The sequence below is a fragment of the Plantactinospora sp. CNZ321 genome (assembly GCF_004217235.1).
Map to the genome: position 1 here is coordinate 1,600,258 of NZ_SHKQ01000001.1, position 17,314 is coordinate 1,617,571.

The 17,314-nt window shown below is 72.2% G+C and carries 22 protein-coding genes; 8 read left to right on the forward strand and 14 right to left on the reverse strand.

Annotation, left to right across the window (positions count from 1 at the left end):
* Positions 1–79: 79 nt before the first annotated feature.
* The gene (locus EV371_RS07025) at positions 80–538 is read right to left on the reverse strand and encodes an Lrp/AsnC ligand binding domain-containing protein (protein ID WP_130461324.1); all 459 of its coding nucleotides are present in this window, start codon (positions 536–538) and stop codon (positions 80–82) included.
* Between the two features lie 67 nt (positions 539–605).
* On the opposite strand from EV371_RS07025, the gene ddaH reads away from it, so the two are divergent.
* Positions 606–1,430 (forward strand): amidinotransferase domain-containing protein, encoded by an 825-nt coding sequence (ddaH, locus tag EV371_RS07030; RefSeq protein ID WP_486484521.1) that lies wholly within the window; start codon positions 606–608, stop codon positions 1,428–1,430.
* A gap of 21 nt (positions 1,431–1,451) precedes the next feature.
* On the opposite strand, the gene EV371_RS07035 is transcribed toward ddaH, so the two are convergent.
* Positions 1,452–2,663 (reverse strand): ABC transporter substrate-binding protein, encoded by a 1,212-nt coding sequence (locus tag EV371_RS07035; RefSeq protein ID WP_130461325.1) that lies wholly within the window; start codon positions 2,661–2,663, stop codon positions 1,452–1,454.
* Positions 2,664–2,710: 47 nt separating this feature from the next.
* The gene (locus EV371_RS07040; RefSeq protein WP_130461326.1) at positions 2,711–3,559 is read right to left on the reverse strand and encodes an alpha/beta hydrolase; all 849 of its coding nucleotides are present in this window, start codon (positions 3,557–3,559) and stop codon (positions 2,711–2,713) included.
* Between the two features lie 81 nt (positions 3,560–3,640).
* On the opposite strand from EV371_RS07040, the gene EV371_RS07045 reads away from it, so the two are divergent.
* Positions 3,641–4,255, forward strand: coding sequence for a bacterial proteasome activator family protein (locus EV371_RS07045; protein ID WP_486484522.1), 615 nt, complete (start codon positions 3,641–3,643; stop codon positions 4,253–4,255).
* An 88-nt stretch (positions 4,256–4,343) separates the two neighbouring features.
* On the opposite strand, the gene EV371_RS07050 is transcribed toward EV371_RS07045, so the two are convergent.
* The 4 genes from EV371_RS07050 to EV371_RS07065 form a co-directional block, all read right to left on the reverse strand.
* Positions 4,344–5,249, reverse strand: a complete 906-nt coding sequence (locus EV371_RS07050) for an HAD family hydrolase (protein WP_130461328.1) — start codon at positions 5,247–5,249, stop codon at positions 4,344–4,346.
* The gene (locus EV371_RS07055) at positions 5,249–6,070 is read right to left on the reverse strand and encodes a Cof-type HAD-IIB family hydrolase (RefSeq protein WP_130461329.1); all 822 of its coding nucleotides are present in this window, start codon (positions 6,068–6,070) and stop codon (positions 5,249–5,251) included. The genes EV371_RS07050 and EV371_RS07055 overlap by 1 nt, the downstream gene beginning before the upstream one ends.
* 152 nt (positions 6,071–6,222) lie before the next feature.
* A complete protein-coding gene (gene serS, locus EV371_RS07060; protein ID WP_130461330.1) occupies positions 6,223–7,479 on the reverse strand; it encodes a serine--tRNA ligase in 1,257 nt (418 codons plus the stop codon).
* 132 nt (positions 7,480–7,611) lie between these two features.
* Entirely contained in the window at positions 7,612–8,415 is an 804-nt protein-coding gene (locus EV371_RS07065; protein WP_130461331.1) for a hypothetical protein, read from the reverse strand.
* A 192-nt stretch (positions 8,416–8,607) separates the two neighbouring features.
* On the opposite strand from EV371_RS07065, the gene EV371_RS07070 reads away from it, so the two are divergent.
* The 3 genes from EV371_RS07070 to EV371_RS07080 all read left to right on the forward strand — a co-directional run bounded on the left by EV371_RS07070 (position 8,608) and on the right by EV371_RS07080 (position 10,397).
* Entirely contained in the window at positions 8,608–9,039 is a 432-nt protein-coding gene (locus EV371_RS07070) for an OsmC family peroxiredoxin (protein ID WP_130461332.1), read from the forward strand.
* A 191-nt stretch (positions 9,040–9,230) separates the two neighbouring features.
* Entirely contained in the window at positions 9,231–9,572 is a 342-nt protein-coding gene (locus EV371_RS07075; RefSeq protein WP_130461333.1) for a metallopeptidase family protein, read from the forward strand.
* A 93-nt stretch (positions 9,573–9,665) separates the two neighbouring features.
* A complete protein-coding gene (locus EV371_RS07080; RefSeq protein WP_130461334.1) occupies positions 9,666–10,397 on the forward strand; it encodes an AIM24 family protein in 732 nt (243 codons plus the stop codon).
* A gap of 43 nt (positions 10,398–10,440) precedes the next feature.
* Here the strand turns inward: EV371_RS07080 and pheA are convergent, their stop codons facing one another.
* From pheA to EV371_RS07105, 5 genes are all read right to left on the reverse strand, one after another.
* Positions 10,441–11,397: a prephenate dehydratase gene (gene pheA, locus EV371_RS07085; RefSeq protein ID WP_130461335.1), complete on the reverse strand. Its 957-nt coding sequence runs from the start codon at positions 11,395–11,397 to the stop codon at positions 10,441–10,443.
* A gap of 10 nt (positions 11,398–11,407) precedes the next feature.
* Complete coding sequence (locus EV371_RS07090) at positions 11,408–11,956, reverse strand: hypothetical protein (RefSeq protein WP_486484523.1); 549 nt, start codon at positions 11,954–11,956, stop codon at positions 11,408–11,410.
* An 88-nt stretch (positions 11,957–12,044) separates the two neighbouring features.
* Complete coding sequence (locus tag EV371_RS07095) at positions 12,045–12,434, reverse strand: ACT domain-containing protein (protein ID WP_130461336.1); 390 nt, start codon at positions 12,432–12,434, stop codon at positions 12,045–12,047.
* 172 nt (positions 12,435–12,606) lie between these two features.
* On the reverse strand, positions 12,607–13,104 hold the full coding sequence (locus EV371_RS07100; RefSeq protein ID WP_130461337.1) for a hypothetical protein: 498 nt from the start codon (positions 13,102–13,104) through the stop codon (positions 12,607–12,609).
* Between the two features lie 175 nt (positions 13,105–13,279).
* Positions 13,280–14,017, reverse strand: a complete 738-nt coding sequence (locus EV371_RS07105; RefSeq protein ID WP_130461338.1) for a hypothetical protein — start codon at positions 14,015–14,017, stop codon at positions 13,280–13,282.
* A gap of 164 nt (positions 14,018–14,181) precedes the next feature.
* Between EV371_RS07105 and EV371_RS07110 the strand changes: the two genes are divergently transcribed.
* The gene (locus EV371_RS07110) at positions 14,182–15,405 is read left to right on the forward strand and encodes an arginine deiminase (protein WP_130461339.1); all 1,224 of its coding nucleotides are present in this window, start codon (positions 14,182–14,184) and stop codon (positions 15,403–15,405) included.
* A 73-nt stretch (positions 15,406–15,478) separates the two neighbouring features.
* On the opposite strand, the gene EV371_RS07115 is transcribed toward EV371_RS07110, so the two are convergent.
* Complete coding sequence (locus tag EV371_RS07115) at positions 15,479–15,766, reverse strand: flavin reductase (RefSeq protein WP_130461340.1); 288 nt, start codon at positions 15,764–15,766, stop codon at positions 15,479–15,481.
* A 3-nt stretch (positions 15,767–15,769) separates the two neighbouring features.
* Entirely contained in the window at positions 15,770–16,102 is a 333-nt protein-coding gene (locus EV371_RS07120) for a hypothetical protein (RefSeq protein ID WP_130461341.1), read from the reverse strand.
* 211 nt (positions 16,103–16,313) lie between these two features.
* On the opposite strand from EV371_RS07120, the gene EV371_RS07125 reads away from it, so the two are divergent.
* Positions 16,314–17,090, forward strand: a complete 777-nt coding sequence (locus EV371_RS07125) for a helix-turn-helix domain-containing protein (RefSeq protein WP_486484524.1) — start codon at positions 16,314–16,316, stop codon at positions 17,088–17,090.
* Positions 17,080–17,283, forward strand: coding sequence for a DUF397 domain-containing protein (locus tag EV371_RS07130; RefSeq protein WP_130461343.1), 204 nt, complete (start codon positions 17,080–17,082; stop codon positions 17,281–17,283). The genes EV371_RS07125 and EV371_RS07130 overlap by 11 nt, the downstream gene beginning before the upstream one ends.
* Positions 17,284–17,314: the final 31 nt, after the last annotated feature.

A 17,314-nucleotide genomic window follows, 5' to 3' on the forward strand; every position in this document is an offset into this window, starting at 1 on the left:
CCGACCCGCCCCCACGGTTCCCCGCCCCGAGTCCGCGACCCGGTTGCCCCGGGCGCCGGCTGTCTGGCGGTGGGGCCGGTCACGACGGGGCGGGCGCGACGGTTGGGGAGTCGACCAGCCGGGACAGCACGATCATGCTCCGGGTCGAGGTGACGAAGGGCTCGGCGCGGAGCCGTTCGAGGGCCTGTTCCAGGTGCGCGATGTCCGCCGCCCGGAGGTGGACCAGCGCGTCGGCCTCGCCGGAGACGGTGTACGCGGCGACCACCTCGGGGTGCCGCCGGGCCGCCACGGTGATCTGGGTCGGAGTGGTCCGCCCGGTGCAGTAGAGCTCCACGAAGGCCTCGGTGCTCCAGCCCACCGCCGCCGGGTCGATGACGGTGGTGAATCCCCGGATCACCCCGGCCGCCCGCAACCGGTCGACCCGCCGCTTCACCGCCGGTGCGGAGAGCGAGACCCGGGCGCCGATCTCCGCGTACGAGGCCCGGGCGTCGGCAACGAGTGACGCAATGATTCGCTGGTCCACGCCGTCGATCTGCAACGTTCCGCCTCTCCCAGGCAACAGTTCTGGCTGTTGGTAAATCTGTACCGTACCTACCCTTGGATCCGTGAACCAGCCGAGGATCCCAAGAAAGCGGACATATCTCCTGTGTCCGCCGGAGTACTTCACCGTGGAGTACGCCATCAACCCGTGGATGGACACCACCACCCCGGTCGACCGGGAGTTGGCGGTCAAGCAGTGGCACGGGTTGCGGGAGACGCTGCTGGGCCTCGGTCACACGGTGCACGAACTCGACCCGGAGCCCGGGCTGCCGGACATGGTCTACGCGGCCAACGGCGCCTTCGTGGTCGACGGCACCGTCTACGGCGCCCGGTTCCGGCACCCGCAGCGGGTGCCCGAGGCGGCGGCGCACCGCTCCTTCCACGAGGCGCGGGGTGCGCGGTTCGTCGCACCCGCCGAGATCAACGAAGGTGAGGGCGATTTCACCTACGTGCCGGAGGCACACGGCGGGCTCATCCTGGCCGGGTACGGCTTCCGGACCGAGCCGGCCGCGCACGCCGAGGCGCAGGAGGCGCTCGGCCGACCCGTCGTCTCGCTCCGCCTGGTGGACCCGCGCTTCTACCACCTGGACACCGCCCTGGCCCCGCTCGACGACGGCAACATCGCGTACTTCCCGGGGGCGTTCTCGGTCGCCGCCCAGCGGGTACTGGCCCAGCTCTTCCCGAGCGCGGTCGTGGCCGACCAGGTCGACGCGTTCGCGTTCGGGCTGAACCTGGTCAGCGACGGCCGGCACGTGGTGCTCAACAGCGAGGCCGGCGACATGGCGGCCAAGGTCGCCGCCGGCGGCTACCTGCCGGTCCCGGTGGACCTCTCCGAGCTCAAGAAGGGCGGCGGCAGCGTCAAGTGCTGCGTCGCCGAACTGCGCGACTGAGCCGGCACCGCGCGGTCACCGTCAGCCGAGCGTCGCCAGTTCGCTGATCATGACGTTGGACAGCACCTGCCCGTCCAGCTGCACCTTGCGGAGATACCACTTCTGTTGCGGGGTACGCGGCTGGTTGAACTGCCATGGGCCGCGCGGGCTGTCGATCTGCCCGATCCGGCCGAGCGCCAGGTTCAGCTGCAGCGGGGTGAGCTCCTCCCGGGCGATCCGGATCGCCTTGCCGAGCACCTGCGCGGCGTCGTAGGAGGCCATCGCGTACGTGGTCGGGGTCGAGCCGTGCGCCTTGCGGAAGGCGGAGGCGAACCGGCGATTGGCCGCGTTGTTGAGGTCGGCGGAGTAGTTGAGCGAGGTGACGATGCCCTCCGACTCGCGCGGCCGGAGCTGGTCGAGCACCGTCCCCTCGGTGAGGAAGCCCGGCGCGTAGATCGGCTTGCGGTAGCCGGCCAGATGCAGCTTCTTGAGGAACTCGACCGCCGAGTCGCCGGAGAAGAAGCAGTAGATGGCGTCTGGATCACGGTTGACCAGCGTGGCGATGTGCGGGGCGAACGCGTTCCGGGCCGGCTTGCCGGGGAAGTGGTCGGTCCAGATCACCGGGTCGGCGATCCGGTCGTCGGACTCGCCGAAGCTCTGCCGGAAGCCCTGCACCGCGTCGAGGCCGACGTCGTACTTCGGGCCGATGATCGCCACCCGGCCGTCCGCCACGACCTGCTCCTTGACGTACGGTGCCAGCGCCCGTCCCGGCTCGTCGTTGATGTACGAGGTACGCCAGATGTAGACGACGCTCTGCAACGTCGACGGGGACGCGTTGGAGGCGATCATCGGGATCTTGGCCTCTTCCACGGCGTCCCGCAGGCCGAGCAGGACCGCCGAGTTGACCACTCCGGCGAGCGCCAGCACCCGCTGATCGACGAGCTGCTTCAGGGCGGCCTGCCCGGATTCGGGGGTCTCGCCCTCGTCTGCGACGATCAGGTCGACCGGATGCCCGCCCAGCCGCTGGTCGTTCAGGTCGAGATAGAGCTGGAAGCCCCGCAGCATCTCGTCGCCGATCGGCTTGTAGACGCCGGACTGGGCGACGATCATGCCGATCCGCACCGGCTCGTCGCTGAGCGGCTCCTCGGTCTCCGGGCCGTCCGCCCGACCGCACGCGGCGGCCAGCCCGGTGGCACCGAGCGCGCCGAGCGAGCCCAGCAGCTTGAGAGCTCGTCTGCGGTCCATCTCCGACACGGATCCCTCCCGGAGCGGCGCCGTGGGACGCAGCCCTCCCGGGGGTTCTACCGGGAACGCGATGCTACGTCAATGCCGTCGTCCGATCCTCCAGTCAGCCAATGTAACTCGGCCAGCACGGTTGTCCACCAGCGGGACAGCGGGTCGATCACCCCGAAGTGCTCGCATTCCGGCAGCTCAACGAAGCGCAGAGCGGTGTCGTCGGCCCCGGCGGCGTACCGGCGGCTGGCCGCCACCGGCACCTGCCGGTCCAGGGTGCCGTGCACGATCGAGGTCCGGACCGGGGGCGCCGCCGAGCGGGCGGGATCGGCCGCCGCGTACCGGTCCGGCACGTCCTCGGGACCGCCGCCGAGGAGCGCGGCCACCGCCCCACCGTCCAGATCCAGCCGGTACGCCTCGGCCAGGTCCGAGACCGGCGCCAGGGCGAGTACCCCGCGTACCCGGTCCGGGGCGCGCAGTGCGGCCCAGAGCGCGAGATGCCCACCGGCGGAGTGCCCGAGCAGCACCGGCGGGCCCGGGGCCATCCGCCCGGCCGGCAGCACGGCCTCGACCAGTCCGGTCAGCGCGATGATCCCGGCCGCGACGTCGTCGAAGGTGCCCGGCCAGCCCCCACCCGGCTGCCCCGTCCGGCGGTATTCCAACTGGGCCACCGGGTAGCCCCGGCCGGCCAGGTCCGCCGCGAGCGGGTCGGTGTGCCGGCGGTCGTACTCGGCCCGCCAGAAGCCGCCGTGCACGACCACCACCAACGGCAGGGCCGGACCGGTGGCGGGCAGCCGCAGGTCGGCGACCTGTTCCGGCCCGGTGCCGTACCGCAGGCAGCGGTCGGGCGGGGGTGCCGGCCGGGTGAGCACCTCCCGCGGATCGGCGGGTAACTCGGCGGAACCGTCTTCGACCATGGTGCCGACCGTACGGTGCGGGCACCGCACACCGTCCCCGGCCGGTGGCCGGCGCGTGTCGGGGAAGGTCGTTGCGGGAAGATGGGGGGCATGACCGACGTGCCACATTCCCAGGAAGACAACGACGACTCGGCTCCGGCGGGCTCGCGCCCCGGCGGCGGCGCCGTACTGGTGGTCGGCCCGGACGGGCGCCCGGTCGGCACGGTGCCGACCGACGGCGACGCTCCCGGCGAGGACCCGTCGCGGTTGATCGAGCAGCCGGCGAAGGTGATGCGGATCGGCAGCATGATCAAGCAGTTGCTGGAGGAGGTCAAGGCCGCACCGCTCGACGACGCCAGCCGGCACCGGCTGCGCGAGATCCACCAGCGGTCGATCGTCGAGCTGGAGGACGGGCTCGCCCCGGAGCTGCGCGAGGAGCTGGAGCGGCTGTCCCTGCCGTTCGGCGAGGAGGCCGCGCCGAGCGAGGCGGAGCTGCGGATCGCCCAGGCCCAACTGGTCGGCTGGCTGGAGGGGCTGTTCCACGGCATCCAGGCGGCGCTGGTCGCCCAGCAGATGGCGGCCCGGATGCAGTTGGAGCAGATGCGTTCCGGTGGGCGCCCGGCGCTGCCGGTCGGTCCCGGCGGCTCGCTTCCGGGGATGCCGGGCGGTCACCCGGGGCAGCCCGGCGAGGGCCACAGCCCCGGCCAGTACCTGTAACTCCGGAGCCGCTCGGGCGGCCTCGGACCCACCGACCCGCTCCCGACCGGGCGGGAAACCCCAGCCCGGTCGGGTCGGGCGTGGTCGGTCAGGCCGGGCCGCCGCTCCGGCCCGTGGCGTCGCGGCCCGGCTCGGCGGCGTCGGGGACGTGAGTCGGATCGGAGTCGCCGGAGGCGTCCGTCGGGTCGGAGTCGAGCAGCGCCTCCAGGTACGCCGCCACCCCGTCCTCCTCGTTGCGCGCCGTCACGTCGTCGGCGATCTCCAGTACGGCCGGATGCGCGTTGGCCACCGCCACCGCCCGACCGACCCAGGTGAGCATCGGTACGTCGTTCGGCATGTCCCCGAAGGCGACCACGTCGGCGGCGTCCACCCCCCGCCCGGTGCAGTACCAGGCCAGCCCGGCCGCCTTGGTCACCCCGGCCGCCGAGATCTCGATCAGCCCGCTGTACGACGAGTGGGTCGCCTCGGCGAGCCCGGCCAGCGCCCCGGCGACCACCTTCACGAAGACGTCCGGGTCCTGCGCCTCGGCCCGGGCCAGCAGCTTCACCGCCGGTACGGCGTGCAGGTCGGCCGGATTCTCGATCGCCCGGATGTTCGGGCGGCCCCGCTCCCATCTCGGCGGATAGTCCATCTCGTGCCGGAACTCGCGGCCGTCGGTCACCTCCACCGCGAAGCTCACCCCGGGCACCTCGGCGCGGAGCCGCTGGACCACCTCGGCGAGCAGGTCGGGAGCGAGCGGATCGGCCCGGAGCACCCGGTCGGCGACCGGGTCGTACACCACGGCGCCGTTGGCGCAGACCGTCGGCAGCGGCTGCCCCAGCTGGTCGTAGACGTGTGGGAGCCAGCGGATCGGGCGGCCGGTCACCAGCACCACTCCGGTGCCCTCGGCGGAGATCCGCGAGATCGCCTCGACGGTACGGGGGCTGACCGTGTGGTCCGCCCGCAGCAGCGTGCCGTCGAGATCCGTGGCCACCAGCCGGGGTAGTCGTCCCATCAACGCGAGAGTAGTCGATCGAGGTAGACCGCTACCCCGTCGTCGTCGTTGCGCAGCGTCACCTCGTCGGCGGCCCGGCGTACCGTCGGGTGGGCGTTGGAGACCGCCACCCGGCCCCAGCCGGCCCACTCGAACATCGGCAGGTCGTTCGGCATGTCCCCGAAGACCAGCACCTCGGCCGGGTCGACGCCGAGGGTCTGGGCGACCACCGACAGCCCGGTCGCCTTGTCCACCCCGGGCGGGCAGATCTCGATGAAGCCGAGCCCTGCCTGGGTGATCGAGGCCTGCTCCGCGGGGATGAGCCGGCGGGCCGTTTCGAGCAGGGCGTCGACGTCGTGGTCGGGCGTCCGGGCGAACGCCTTGATCACGTCCCTGGCCAGGCAGTCGACCCGGGTCCGCGCCTCGAACCGGTCCTGGTACGGCCAGGTCGCGTCGAAATCCCCCCAGAGGGGAGCATCCGGGACGTCCAACGCCTCGACCATCACGGTCAGCGGACCCACCTCGGCCTCCAGCACCCGGAGCAACTCCGCCAGGGCCGGACCGGGCAGCCGCTCGTCGCGGAGGATCACCGGCCCGGCCGGGTCGGTCTGGTCGACGACCCGACCGCCGCCGGCCATCACCAGAAAGTCGGCGGCCCGGATGTCGTTGCGGGTGAGTTCCGCCAGCCTGGGCCCGCGCCCGGTGGCGCCCACCACCGGAATCCCGGCGGCCCGGACCCGGTCCAACACCTCGTGGGTGTACGCCGAGACGGTCTCGTCGGTGCGTACCAGCGTGCCGTCGAGGTCGGTGGCGATCAGCTTCGGCAACCCGGGTCGGGGCATAACTCCTCCTCCACCCCCGCCGACGCGCCAGGCTGGGAGGACTCGCCGGACCTGCTGCTACCGGATCAGCCGGCGGTGACGGGGCAGCAACCGTATCTCACCTTCCGGGGTGGCTCCATGACATTTGTGTGAAGTGCGCTTCACTGGAGGGTTCACTTCGGTTCGAGTACGTCCCGGCCGCCGAGGTAGGGCTGGAGAGCCTTGGGGACCCGTACCGAGCCGTCCGGTTGCTGGTGGTTCTCCAGGATCGGCACCAGCCAGCGGGTGGTGGCCAGGGTGCCGTTCAGGGTCGCCGCCGTCTGCGGCCGGCCCTGTTCGTCGCGGTACCGCACGTTCAGCCGGCGGGCCTGGAAGGTGGTGCAGTTCGAGGTCGAGGTGACCTCCCGGTAGCGGCCCTGTGACGGTACCCACGCCTCGCAGTCGTACTTGCGGGCCGCACTGCTGCCCAGGTCGCCCGCTGCCACGTCGATCACCCGGTACGGCAGCTCGACCTTGGCCAGCATCTCCTCCTCCCAGGCCAGCAGCCGGAGGTGCTCGGCGTGCGCCTCCTCCGGGCGGCAGTAGGAGAACATCTCGACCTTGTCGAACTGGTGCACCCGAATGATGCCCCGGGTGTCCCGGCCGTACGAGCCGGCCTCCCGGCGGTAGCAGGACGACCAGCCGGCGTACCGGAGCGGCTCGGCGAGATCCAGGATCTCCCCCGAGTGGTACGCCGCCAGCGGCACCTCGCTGGTGCCGACCAGGAACAGGTCGTCGGCCTCCAGCCGGTAGACCTCGCTGGCGTGCGAGCCGAGGAAACCGGTCCCCTCCATCGCCTCCGGCTTGACCAGCGACGGAGTGATGGTCGGGACGAAGCCGTGTTCCACGGCCTGGGCGACGGCGAGCTGCAGCAGGCCGAGCTGGAGCAGCGCGCCCACCCCGGTCAGGTAGTAGAACCGGCTGCCCGAGGTCTTCGCGCCGCGCTCGACGTCGATCGCCCGCAGCGCCTCCCCCAGCTCCAGATGGTCGCGCGGGTTCTCGATCTCGGGCCGGGTGCCGACCTCGCGGAGTACCACGAAGTCGTCCTCGCCGCCGGCCGGGGTCCCCTCCTCGACCACGTTCGGGATCGCGTACTGCGCCTGGCGCAACGCCGCCTCGGCCTCGCCGACCGCCGCCTCGGCCGCCTTCACCTCGGTGGAGAGTGCCTTGGTCCGGGCGAGCAGCCCGGCCCTCTCCGCCGGGTCGGCCTTCGGCATCCGCTTGCCGAGCTGCTTCTGCTCGGCCCGGAGCGCCTCGAAACGCCCGACCGCCGCCCGCCGCTGCTCGTCGGCCCGGAGCAGGTCGTCCACCGCGGACTCGGACTCGCCACGGGCACGCTGGCTGGCACGTACGGTATCCGGATCGTCGCGGAGCAGACGCAGGTCAATCACGGGAACCGAGCCTACCGGTGCGCGGCGTTGCCGGTGTATCGAGATACGCCCGCCGAATCCGGGCGGTCCGGCGGCTCAGTGCGCGACCTGCCGGTCGATGCGCGACCTGCGGGTCGATGCGTGAACGGCGGCTCAGTGCGCGAACGGCTTGGTCGGGGCGACCGTCAGGTCGATCGGCGGCTGCCGGTCGTCGTCGTCCTCGTCGGAGACCTCCGCCGCGCCGGCCGCCCGGGGCCGGCGCCACGGCCAGTCGGACTCCTCCGCCGGGACGGGCCCGGCGGGTGCGGCCGGATCGGCGGCGAGTGCCGCATCGACCGCGCCTCGCCTGACGAAACGCCCGGCGAGCAGCAGGGCCAGCCCGAGCCCGCAGGTGCCGACGTACGCCAGCACGAGGCCCTGGCCGTACTCGACGACCAACCCGTCGAGCTGGCCGTACAGCTCCCAGCGGGAGCTGACGGTCTCCAGCGATCCGGTGGTGGCGAGCAGTATCCCGAGCAGCGCCACTACCCCGGCCAGCCCGGCGACCCGGGCGTTGTGGCGTATCCCGGGTGAGCCGAAGAGGACCAGCGCCAGGCAACCGTTTACCCCGACCACTCCGACCAGGTACGCCGTGCCGAACGCCTTCATGTCCGCCACCCCGCTGCCGAGGGTGATCGCGTTCTCGGCGGCCTCGACCGGCATGCTGGTGACCGCCCAGTCGCCGATCAGTGAGGCGAAGACGGCAGCCGCCCCGGCGGCACCGATCACCGGCACCAGTCGACTGTCCCGGCCGAGCCGGTGCAGGGCCAGCCCGGCCCGCCCACCGGTAGCCGGAGGGTCGCCCCACGACACGACGCTGGCACCCTCCCGCGTGGTATCCGTCGCGTCACCCGGGCGTACGGAGTCCCGGGAGCCGGCCGGTCCGTCCTGGCGGGGGATGGAGACGTCGTCGGGCATGGTCGATCCCTTCCACGGCGGGCTCCTGGATCGATGATGGCACAGCGGTGGCCCGCCGGCGCCGTACGCGGGCCGGGGGTGGTCCGTCTGCCGACCCGGACCGTCGCGGGTGCTCGTTGGCTCGGATCGCCGCAACGCACACTGTGACCCGGATCGTCGCGCGGCCGGGCGCCATGGGCTAGCGTCGGCATTATGCCTATCCGTACCGCATCCGCCCGCTGGCAGGGAAATCTCACCGATGGTTCCGGCACGATCCGCACCGGAAAGGGCGGGTTCCAGGGGAACTACTCGTTCAAGTCCCGCTTCGAGGAGGGCGAGGGCACCAACCCGGAGGAGCTGATCGGTGCGGCGCACGCCGGCTGCTACTCGATGGCGTTCTCCAAGGCCCTCGCCGACGCCGGGTTCACGCCGACCTCGGTCGACACCACCGCGCAGGTGCACCTGGACAAGACCGACGCGGGCATGACCGTCACCCGGATCGACCTCGACACCGTCGGTGAGGTGCCGGGGATCGACGAGACTGAGTTCAACAAGCTCGCCGAGGCGGCCAAGGCAGGTTGCCCGATCTCCCGGCTGCTCTCGCCCGGGGCCGAGATCTCGCTGAAGGCCCGCCTCACCGCCTGATCCTGGCGGCACCCCTCCATCCGTACCGATCGCGGTGGTCAGGGCAGCTCCCGGTACCCGCCGAGCGCAGCACCGTACGCTCTGATCATCGCGATCGCCGACGTCGGCGCCGCGTCCGGGCGCCCGCCGCACCTCCCGTCGGGCGCCGGTCCACCCGCCGGGTGCGGCACAATTGAGCGGTGCCGGTCGAGATGAGCCGCGAGCGTTTCGAGGAACTGGTCGCCGAGGCCCTCGACGAGGTGCCGGAGGAGCTGCTCAACCTGATGAGCAACGTCGTCATCCTGGTGGAGGACGACTCACCGGAGGACGGACCCGAACTCCTCGGTCTCTACGAGGGGCACGCGCTGACCAGCCGGGGCTGGGACTACGCCGGGGTACTGCCCGACCGGATCCTCATCTACCGGCGGCCGATCCTGCGGATCTCTGACAGCGAGGACGACGTCGTCGACGAGGTCGCTATCACCGTCGTGCACGAGATCGCCCACCACTTCGGCATCGACGACGACCGGCTGCACGACCTCGGCTGGGGCTGACCGACGGCGAGCCGTCCATTCCGACCGCCCTTGGGACCTACCTGCTTGCGGCGGTTGCCTACCCTCGGTCCTCCACCCCTCAGGAGGAACGTGATGCGCAGCGCCCTGTTTTCGGCAGAGAACCTGGAGAAGGAGTCACACCAGCCCGGCATGCGGCTGCAGAACGCCAAGATGCTGAAGATCGAGCTCAACGGTGAGGCGATGGCCCGGGTCGGCTCCATGGTCGCGTACCAGGGGCAGGTGCAGTTCCAGGCGCTGGGCTCGGGCGGGCTCGGCAAGTTTCTCAAGCAGAAGCTGACCGGCGAGGGCGTACCGCTGATGAAGATCAGCGGTCGGGGCGACGTCTTCCTCGCCGATTACGCGGCGGACGTGCACATCATCGACCTGGAGCCGGGCGACTCGCTGTCGATCAACGGCTCCAGCGTGCTCGCCTTCGACTCCACCCTCCAGTACGACATCAAGATGGTCGGCGGCGCCGGGATGATGTCGTCGTCCGGGCTGTTCAACTGCGTCTTCAGCGGCTACGGCCGGATCGCGATCACCACCAAGGGCGCCCCGGTGGTGCTCAACGTCGACGCGCCGACGTACGTCGACCCGCAGGCCGCGGTGGCCTGGTCGGCGAGCCTGCAGACCGGCTACCACCGGGCCGAGCAGCTCGGCCTCGGCACGCTGCTCGGCCGGCGTACCGGTGAGGCGTTCACGATGAGCTTCGCCGGCCAGGGCTTCGTGATCGTCCAACCCTCCGAGGAACCGCCGATCCAGGGCATGGGCCGCCAGGAACAGGGCGGTGGCGGCGGCGGGCTGCTCAACCAACTGCTGGACTGACCGGCGTCCCGGGGCGTCCGGGCCGGGCGCCCCGGGACGCCGGTCAGGAGAGTTCGCCGGCACGCAGCCGGGCGAGCCAGGCCGCCGCGTCGGCATAGTCGACGTCGGAGAGCCCGGCCGGCGCCGGGACGGGCCGATCGGCCACCGCCGTGGTCCCGCGATGCCTCGGGTACGACCCCAGGAAGCGCACCTCGGCGCAGATCCGGCGCAGCCCCTGGAGCGCCTCGCCGACCCGGTCGTCGGCGACGTGCCCGGCGCAGTCGAGGAAGAACGCGTAGCGCCCGAGCGCCTCGCCGGTGGGCCGGGACTCGATCCGGGTCAGGTTGACCCCGCGCACCGCCAGCTCCATCAGCACGGCGAGCAGCGCGCCGACCCGGTCGTGCGCGATGTAGACGGCGAGCGAGGTCAGGTCGTCACCGGTCCGGGGCGGCGGCGGTCCCGGCCGGCTGAGCAGCACGAACCGGGTCACCGCGTCGTCATGGTCGGCGATCTTGTCCGCGAGTACGGCGAGCCGCTGCCGGGCGGCGCCGATCGGCGCGCAGATCGCGGCGTCCTGCTGGCCGTCGGTGGCGGCGAGCGCCGCGGCGGCGTTGGAGAGCACGTCCACCACGACCGCGTCGGGCAGGTGCTCCCGGAGCCAGCGGCGGCACTGGGTGGACGCCTGCGGGTGGGCTGCCACGGTGCGCACCTCGGCGAGGCTCCGGCCCGTCGGCGCGGCGAGCACGAACTCGACCGGCAACACCACCTCACGGGTGATCACCAGCGGTTCGCCCTCGACCATCTCGTCCAGGGTCACCGCCACCGCGCCGCCGATGGAGTTCTCCAGCGGCACCAGCGCGGCGTCGGCGTCACCGGCCCGTACCGCGTCCAGCGCCTCCGGGACGCTGCGCGCCGGCGTACGCGTGCCGCGCTCGGCAGCCGGGATGGTCCGCAGCGCCTGCTCGGCGAAGGTCCCCTCGGGCCCCAGGTAGACGAAGTGGGTCGGCGGTGTTCCGGGCATGCCGTCCAGCCTACAAACCACCGAACGGCGGGGGTGCGTCACACACCGCCGTCCGCAGTGCCGGCGGCGCCTCGGCCCGGACCGTGATCGTGCAGACGTCGGTGCCGGCGGTGACCAGCCGCAACTTCCCGGGGCGGCCCCGGGTCACCGCCTGCAACGGCTCCCGGTCGGCCACGGTCACGATGCTGTACTGCCAGTCCTCCAGGCAGAGCGGCCCCGTCCGGTAGGTGACCCGGCCGGACCGGGGCAGGTTCGCGGCGCGGCGCAGTAGCGCGGTCACCTGGTCGCGGCTCGGCGCCCCGGGCGGGCAGGCGACCAGCGCGGTGGGACGGGGCGTCGGCGTCGGCGACAGGCCCGGGCCGGACGTCGGGGTACCGGTGGGACCGACCGTCGGGGTGGGGGTCGCGCGGGTGGGGGTGGCCCCGGGCTCCTGGAGTTCGGGTGGCACGCCACAACCGGCCAGGCCGAGGAGGCAACCGGCCAGGGTCAGGCAGCCGAGCAGGGCGCCGACGGCGCGGAGCCGGCCCGCGGCGGGGTCGGGCGACGGGAGACGGAGCACGGCCGGGTCCTCGGGCATAGGTGGCTGCCGTGGGTGGTGTGGCGGATGGTTCCGCCCATGGTAGGGCGTCGTCATGATCGACCACCCGTCAGGTGGCGATCCGGTGCCCGAACTGCCGCAGCGCCGCGAGCGCCTCGACGAGGCGTACCGAGGGGACCAGCAGATAGTCGGTGTCGAACGTCGAGAACGCCACTATATTGACCCGGGCATCGGCCAGCGGGACGACCAGGGAGGCGAGGATCCCGGTCAGGGCCAGGTCGAGCGGACCGGCCACCTGGAGGCAGCGCCACGGGGTCTCGGCGGTGGCGCCGTCCGGGACCCGGTCGACCCGACAGATGATCGACAGTTCGGCGCCGCTGCGGGTCACCGACAGCACGCCGGAGTCCGCCGGAGGGCTCAGCAGGCCGGCCGGCACCGGTGAGCCGGCGGGCAGCCGACACACGGCGTACTCCTCCGGCAGCAGCGCGATGTCCAGCATGAGGAGACCTTACGGGGGGTACGGCAGCGGCCCAACACCGCCGTCCGTCGGGATGGCCCGATCGCGACGCACGTCACGTGCGCGAAGCGCTCGCATCTCCGGTACGCCCCCGACCCTGGGGAACGCGCCCAGACCTCGGAGCCGTGTGCAGACCTCGGCGGAGGAGGAGTGTTCAGACCTCGGAGAAGAAGGTGAGCGAGCCGGCGACCCGGCCGTCGGTGAGGATCGGAGTGGCGATCGCGTCCACGGTGGTGGCGTCCGGCCCCTCGACCTGGGGGGTGCGGACCCGGAGCAGCCCTCGGGCGAGTCGGCCCGAGTGCAGGGCGAGCAGCGGGGGGATCTTCTCGACCTCCTGCTCGATCAGCTCGCCCCGGGCGGCGGTGAAGTCGAGCAGCCGCAGGTCGCTGCCGAGCAGTGGGAGGCCGAGCGCGTCGAGCGGGGTGCCGAGGCCGAGCAGGTGACAGCAGGACGGTGAGACGGCGGCGATGGTGGTTTCCCGGTCGATCAGCAGGCAGGGCTCGGCGGCCGTCGAGACCGACTCGGACCACCGGGCGAGCCCGTCGCGGTGACCTGCCCGGTCGGCATCGTCGAAGCCGGTGGACCCGTGTCCGAGCGACGAGGTCGTCGGCGTCGGGAACGCCTCCGAGATCGAGAGTTCGACGTGGGCCACCGCGCCTCCTATTTGCCGCACCACGCCCCACGCTAGCCGGTGCCCAGTGGGGCCGCGACCCCCGCGATGCGCCGGCCGGTTGGGCCATCCCGCAGCCCCCGCCCGGTACGGCACACGCCCCGCGTCGCTGGGGCGGCGACGGGGCGCCGCCCGGCGGGTGGCGTCGGCGGTGACGCTACCGGCGACCGGCGTGCTTGTCAGCCGCCGTTCGGCCGTCCTCGTACCACCGGTAGTCGGCCGCCGAACGGTACGGGGCGTTCAACCAGGTGGAGGGGGACTGGGCGACCCGGGACAACTTCTCCGCGGTGGCGGCGCTGATCCGGTTGCCGCCCGCGACGAGCAGCCGGTCGAGTTCCCGATGGGTCGCCACCAGGCACTCGTTGGGCAGTCCGTACACGCTGATCACGCCGGAGCCGACGAAGGTCAGCACCGGGGTGACCGGAATGGTCAGGCCGACCGCGTTGGAGAGCGCCTTGGCGGCCCGCTTCGCGTCCCGCCGCGCCTCCGACACGTACGCCGGCCGCTTGCCGTTGATCTGCACGACGTCCCCGGCGATCAGGACTCGGGACCGGCCGTGGTCGGCCACGGTGACCGCGAAGAGCCCGCTGGGGCCGATCGCCAGGAAGCCCGCACGCTCGTCCCGGGACCGGTAGTCCAGGTCGAGCATGCTCGTCTCGGTCAACTCGGTCCGCGGCCAGTCGACCACGTGCCACGATGGACCGAGGTGGTCGAGCCGGCTCAGTGCTCGGGCCCCGGCCGCCTCGATCCGGCGGGCGTCCCGCTCCGCGCGGCGCCGACGGGCCCAGTCCAGCGGCGTCGGCCGGACGGCCTCCAGCGGGGGAAGTTGGTTGACGGGTGCGGGAGGGAGGGCCCGCGCGGCGGGAACCGCTGAGCGTGCAGAAAAGACAGTCATCGTGACCTCCGGCAAAAGGTCCCTCGAAGTTATCTCCTCACTACGGTACGTGGCCAGACCTAGGGAGCGGCAAGTCGAAGCGCCGGAGTGAGTGTGGATGAATGCCCCATTCATCCGAAGCCCTTTTTCCCAGATGGTGCCAATCGCTGCCCTACGCTGCGAGGATGACCCACTTCGTGGACAGCGAGTGCGGGCGTCTCGGCACTGTACTTCTGCACCGTCCGGGACCTGAACTCGCCCGACTCACGCCCCGGAACAACGACTCGCTGCTCTTCGACGCGATCCCCTGGGTCGGCCGGGCCCAGGAGGAGCACGACGCCTTCGCCGCCGCGCTGCGCGAGCGCGGCGTCGAGGTGCTCTACATCGGAACCCTACTCGCCGAGACACTGGCCCTGCCGGACGCGCGGTCCGAGCTGACCGAGCGGGTGCTCGCCGACGCCCGACTGGGTGACACGCTGCGCCGACGGGTGGCGGAGCATCTCTCGTACCTCGATCCGGCCGGGCTGGCCGGGGTCCTGATCGCCGGTCTCGCCCACCAGGAGCTGCGACTCGGTGGCGACCGGGGCGGCGGCCTGGTCTACCGGCTGATGGACCGGCTGGACTTCGTGATCGACCCGCTGCCGAACCTGCTCTTCGCCCGGGACTCGTCCACGTGGATCGGCGACCACGTCGCGGTGACCAGCCTGGCCATGCCGGCCCGGCGCCGGGAGACCAGCCTGACCGACGCGATCTACCGGCACCACCCCCGGTTCGCCGGTACCCGATTCGTGTACGACCCCGGCCTGGAGCACCTGGAGGGCGGTGACGTCCTGCTGCTCGCCCCCGGGGTGCTGGCGGTCGGGGTCGGCGAGCGCACCACCCCGGCCGGGGCGGAGCGGCTGGCCCGCCGGGTCTTCGAGGCGCGCCTGGCGCACACCATCCTGGTGGTGCCGATCGCCCAGGAGCGCGCCACCATGCACCTGGACACCATCTGCACGATGGTCGACGTCGACGCGGTACTCATGTATCCGAACATCGCGGACACGCTCTCGGCGTACACGGTGGTGGCCGGCGCCGACGGCGACATCCAGCTCGACGGGCCGGCGCCGTTCCTGCGGGCGGCGGCCGACGCGATGGACCTGGACAGGCTCCGGGTGATCGACACCGGCCTGGACCCGGTGACAGCGGAACGCGAGCAGTGGGACGACGGCAACAACACCCTGGCGCTCGCCCCCCGGCTCTGCGTCGCGTACGAGCGGAACGTGGAGACCAACGCCCAACTGGAACGGGCCGGCATCGAGGTGATCCGGATCGCCAGTTCCGAACTCGGCTCGGGCCGGGGCGGCCCGCGCTGCATGTCCTGCCCGCTGGTCCGGGAGCCGCTGCGCCCGGGAGCGCCGCCCAGTTGAGGACGCGGACTCGCCCCGGTCGCCGAGGGGAGGGCGGCGGACCGGGGCGAGTCGCCTCGGGTGATGAGGCGGGTCAGCGGCGGCGCGGTACCCAGTGGAGGATCTGGGAGACGATCAGCGCGGGGTGCCGGTCGGGCAGTACCTCAAGTGCGCGGGCGAGGTGGGCGCCGAGGTACATCAGCAGCCCGACCCGGTCGCCCGCGAAGCCGACCAGCAGGGACAGGCGTGCCTGCGGACACGGCCAGGGGTGCTCACACTCGGGGCAGTCGTAGGTCTCGGTCGGGAAGTGCCCGTCGACCTGCCGCTCGCGTCTGCGGCGTCGGGCGGCGAACCGCTCCCAGCGTGCCGGTGGCCCGATCACCGGTCACGCCCGTACACCGTGCCGGGCGCGGTGCCCCTGCCCGGGGGTGAGGGCTCCGGGGCGGCCGTTGCCCAGGTGTGCGCGGGTGGGCGCGTCCCAGCCGGGTCGATGGGTGGGCGTGTCCCAGCCGGGTCGACGGTTGGTCGCCCGGGGCCGGGTCGGTGCGGGCGGCGCATCCAGGGTCAGGGCCCGGACAGGTGGGGCCGGTGGCCGGTAGGGTGCCGGCAGCACCCCGGCCGGCTCCGGGCAGCGCCATCGCTGGCCGCATCGGCAGTACCGCCAGAGGCGCCACCATGCGCGGCGGTGTCGGGGCTCGACCCTGCGGGCGTGTCTCATCTGATTGCTCCCGTCGGCGAGATGCGGACAGGGGCGGCACCGGCCCGGACACCGGCACCGCCCCCGTGGGCGCTTCGCCCGGATGGAAGGTCACGGGGGCCGGGCAAAAGCGCTTGCCCTCCACCCTGGACTCTTGACACGTAGTAGTGGAAGATGTGCAGTCAGCAATATAGATATCTATAACATTCCCCTCCGCATGCGGGAGTAGTACGTGAACGAACTCCGGGAAGTCCTCAGAAGACATCGAGTCGGGCGCCGCATGACACAGGCGCAACTCGGCCGGGCGGTCAAGGTGAGCGCGTCACTGATCGCCGCGATCGAACAGGGCCGGCTCATTCCCCAACCCGAGACCGCCGCCCGGTTGGACCGGTTCTTCGACTGCGAGGACGAGATCCAGCAGGCCGCAGTCCTGGCCCGGCAGGATGCCCGGCCGTCGTGGCTGCGCCCCTGGACCGAACACGAGGAACGAGCCACCCTGCTCCGCTGGTGGGAGCCGCTGCTCCTGCCGGGCCTGCTCCAGATCGAGGAGTACGCCCGTGCCGTGCTGCACGGTGGATGGTTGTCGGAGGAGGTGGTCGACCGAGCCATCGACGTCCGGCGGGACCGGCTGGCCGCCACCGTCGACCGCCCCAAGCCGCCGACGCTGTCGGCGATCATCAGTGAGTTCGCGCTGACCTTCGGGCCGCCCGAACTGCGCCGCGCGCAACTGCAACACCTACTCGACCTCAGCCAGCGACCGAAGGTGCAGGTTCTGGTGGTACCGCGCACCGCCGGCCTGCATGCCGGCCTGGCCGGTGCGTTCGTGCTGGCGACGCTTCCCGCGAACCGGCGGGCCGGCTACGTGGATGACCAGCTCCAGGGTCGGGTGATCACCGACGGCGGAGATCTCGACCAGTTGGAAGTATCGTGGGAGATTGTCAGCGGGCTTGCCCTACCGGTGCAGCCGTCAAGGGACCTCCTCAAGAGAGCGGTTGACGATGACGAGTGACGTGGCGCCCCGGTGGCGCAAGAGCACCCGCAGCAGCTCCAACCAGGGTGCCTGCGTCGAGGTGGCCGACAACCTGCCCGGCCGGGTGCTGGTCCGGGACACCAAGGACCGCGACGGTGGCACGCTGGCCTTCGGGCCGGCGGGCTGGCAGGCCTTCGTCGACCTGGCGAAGCGGATCGGCCCGGTCGGCTGACCGTCCCTTCACGACAGACGACCCCCGTCGG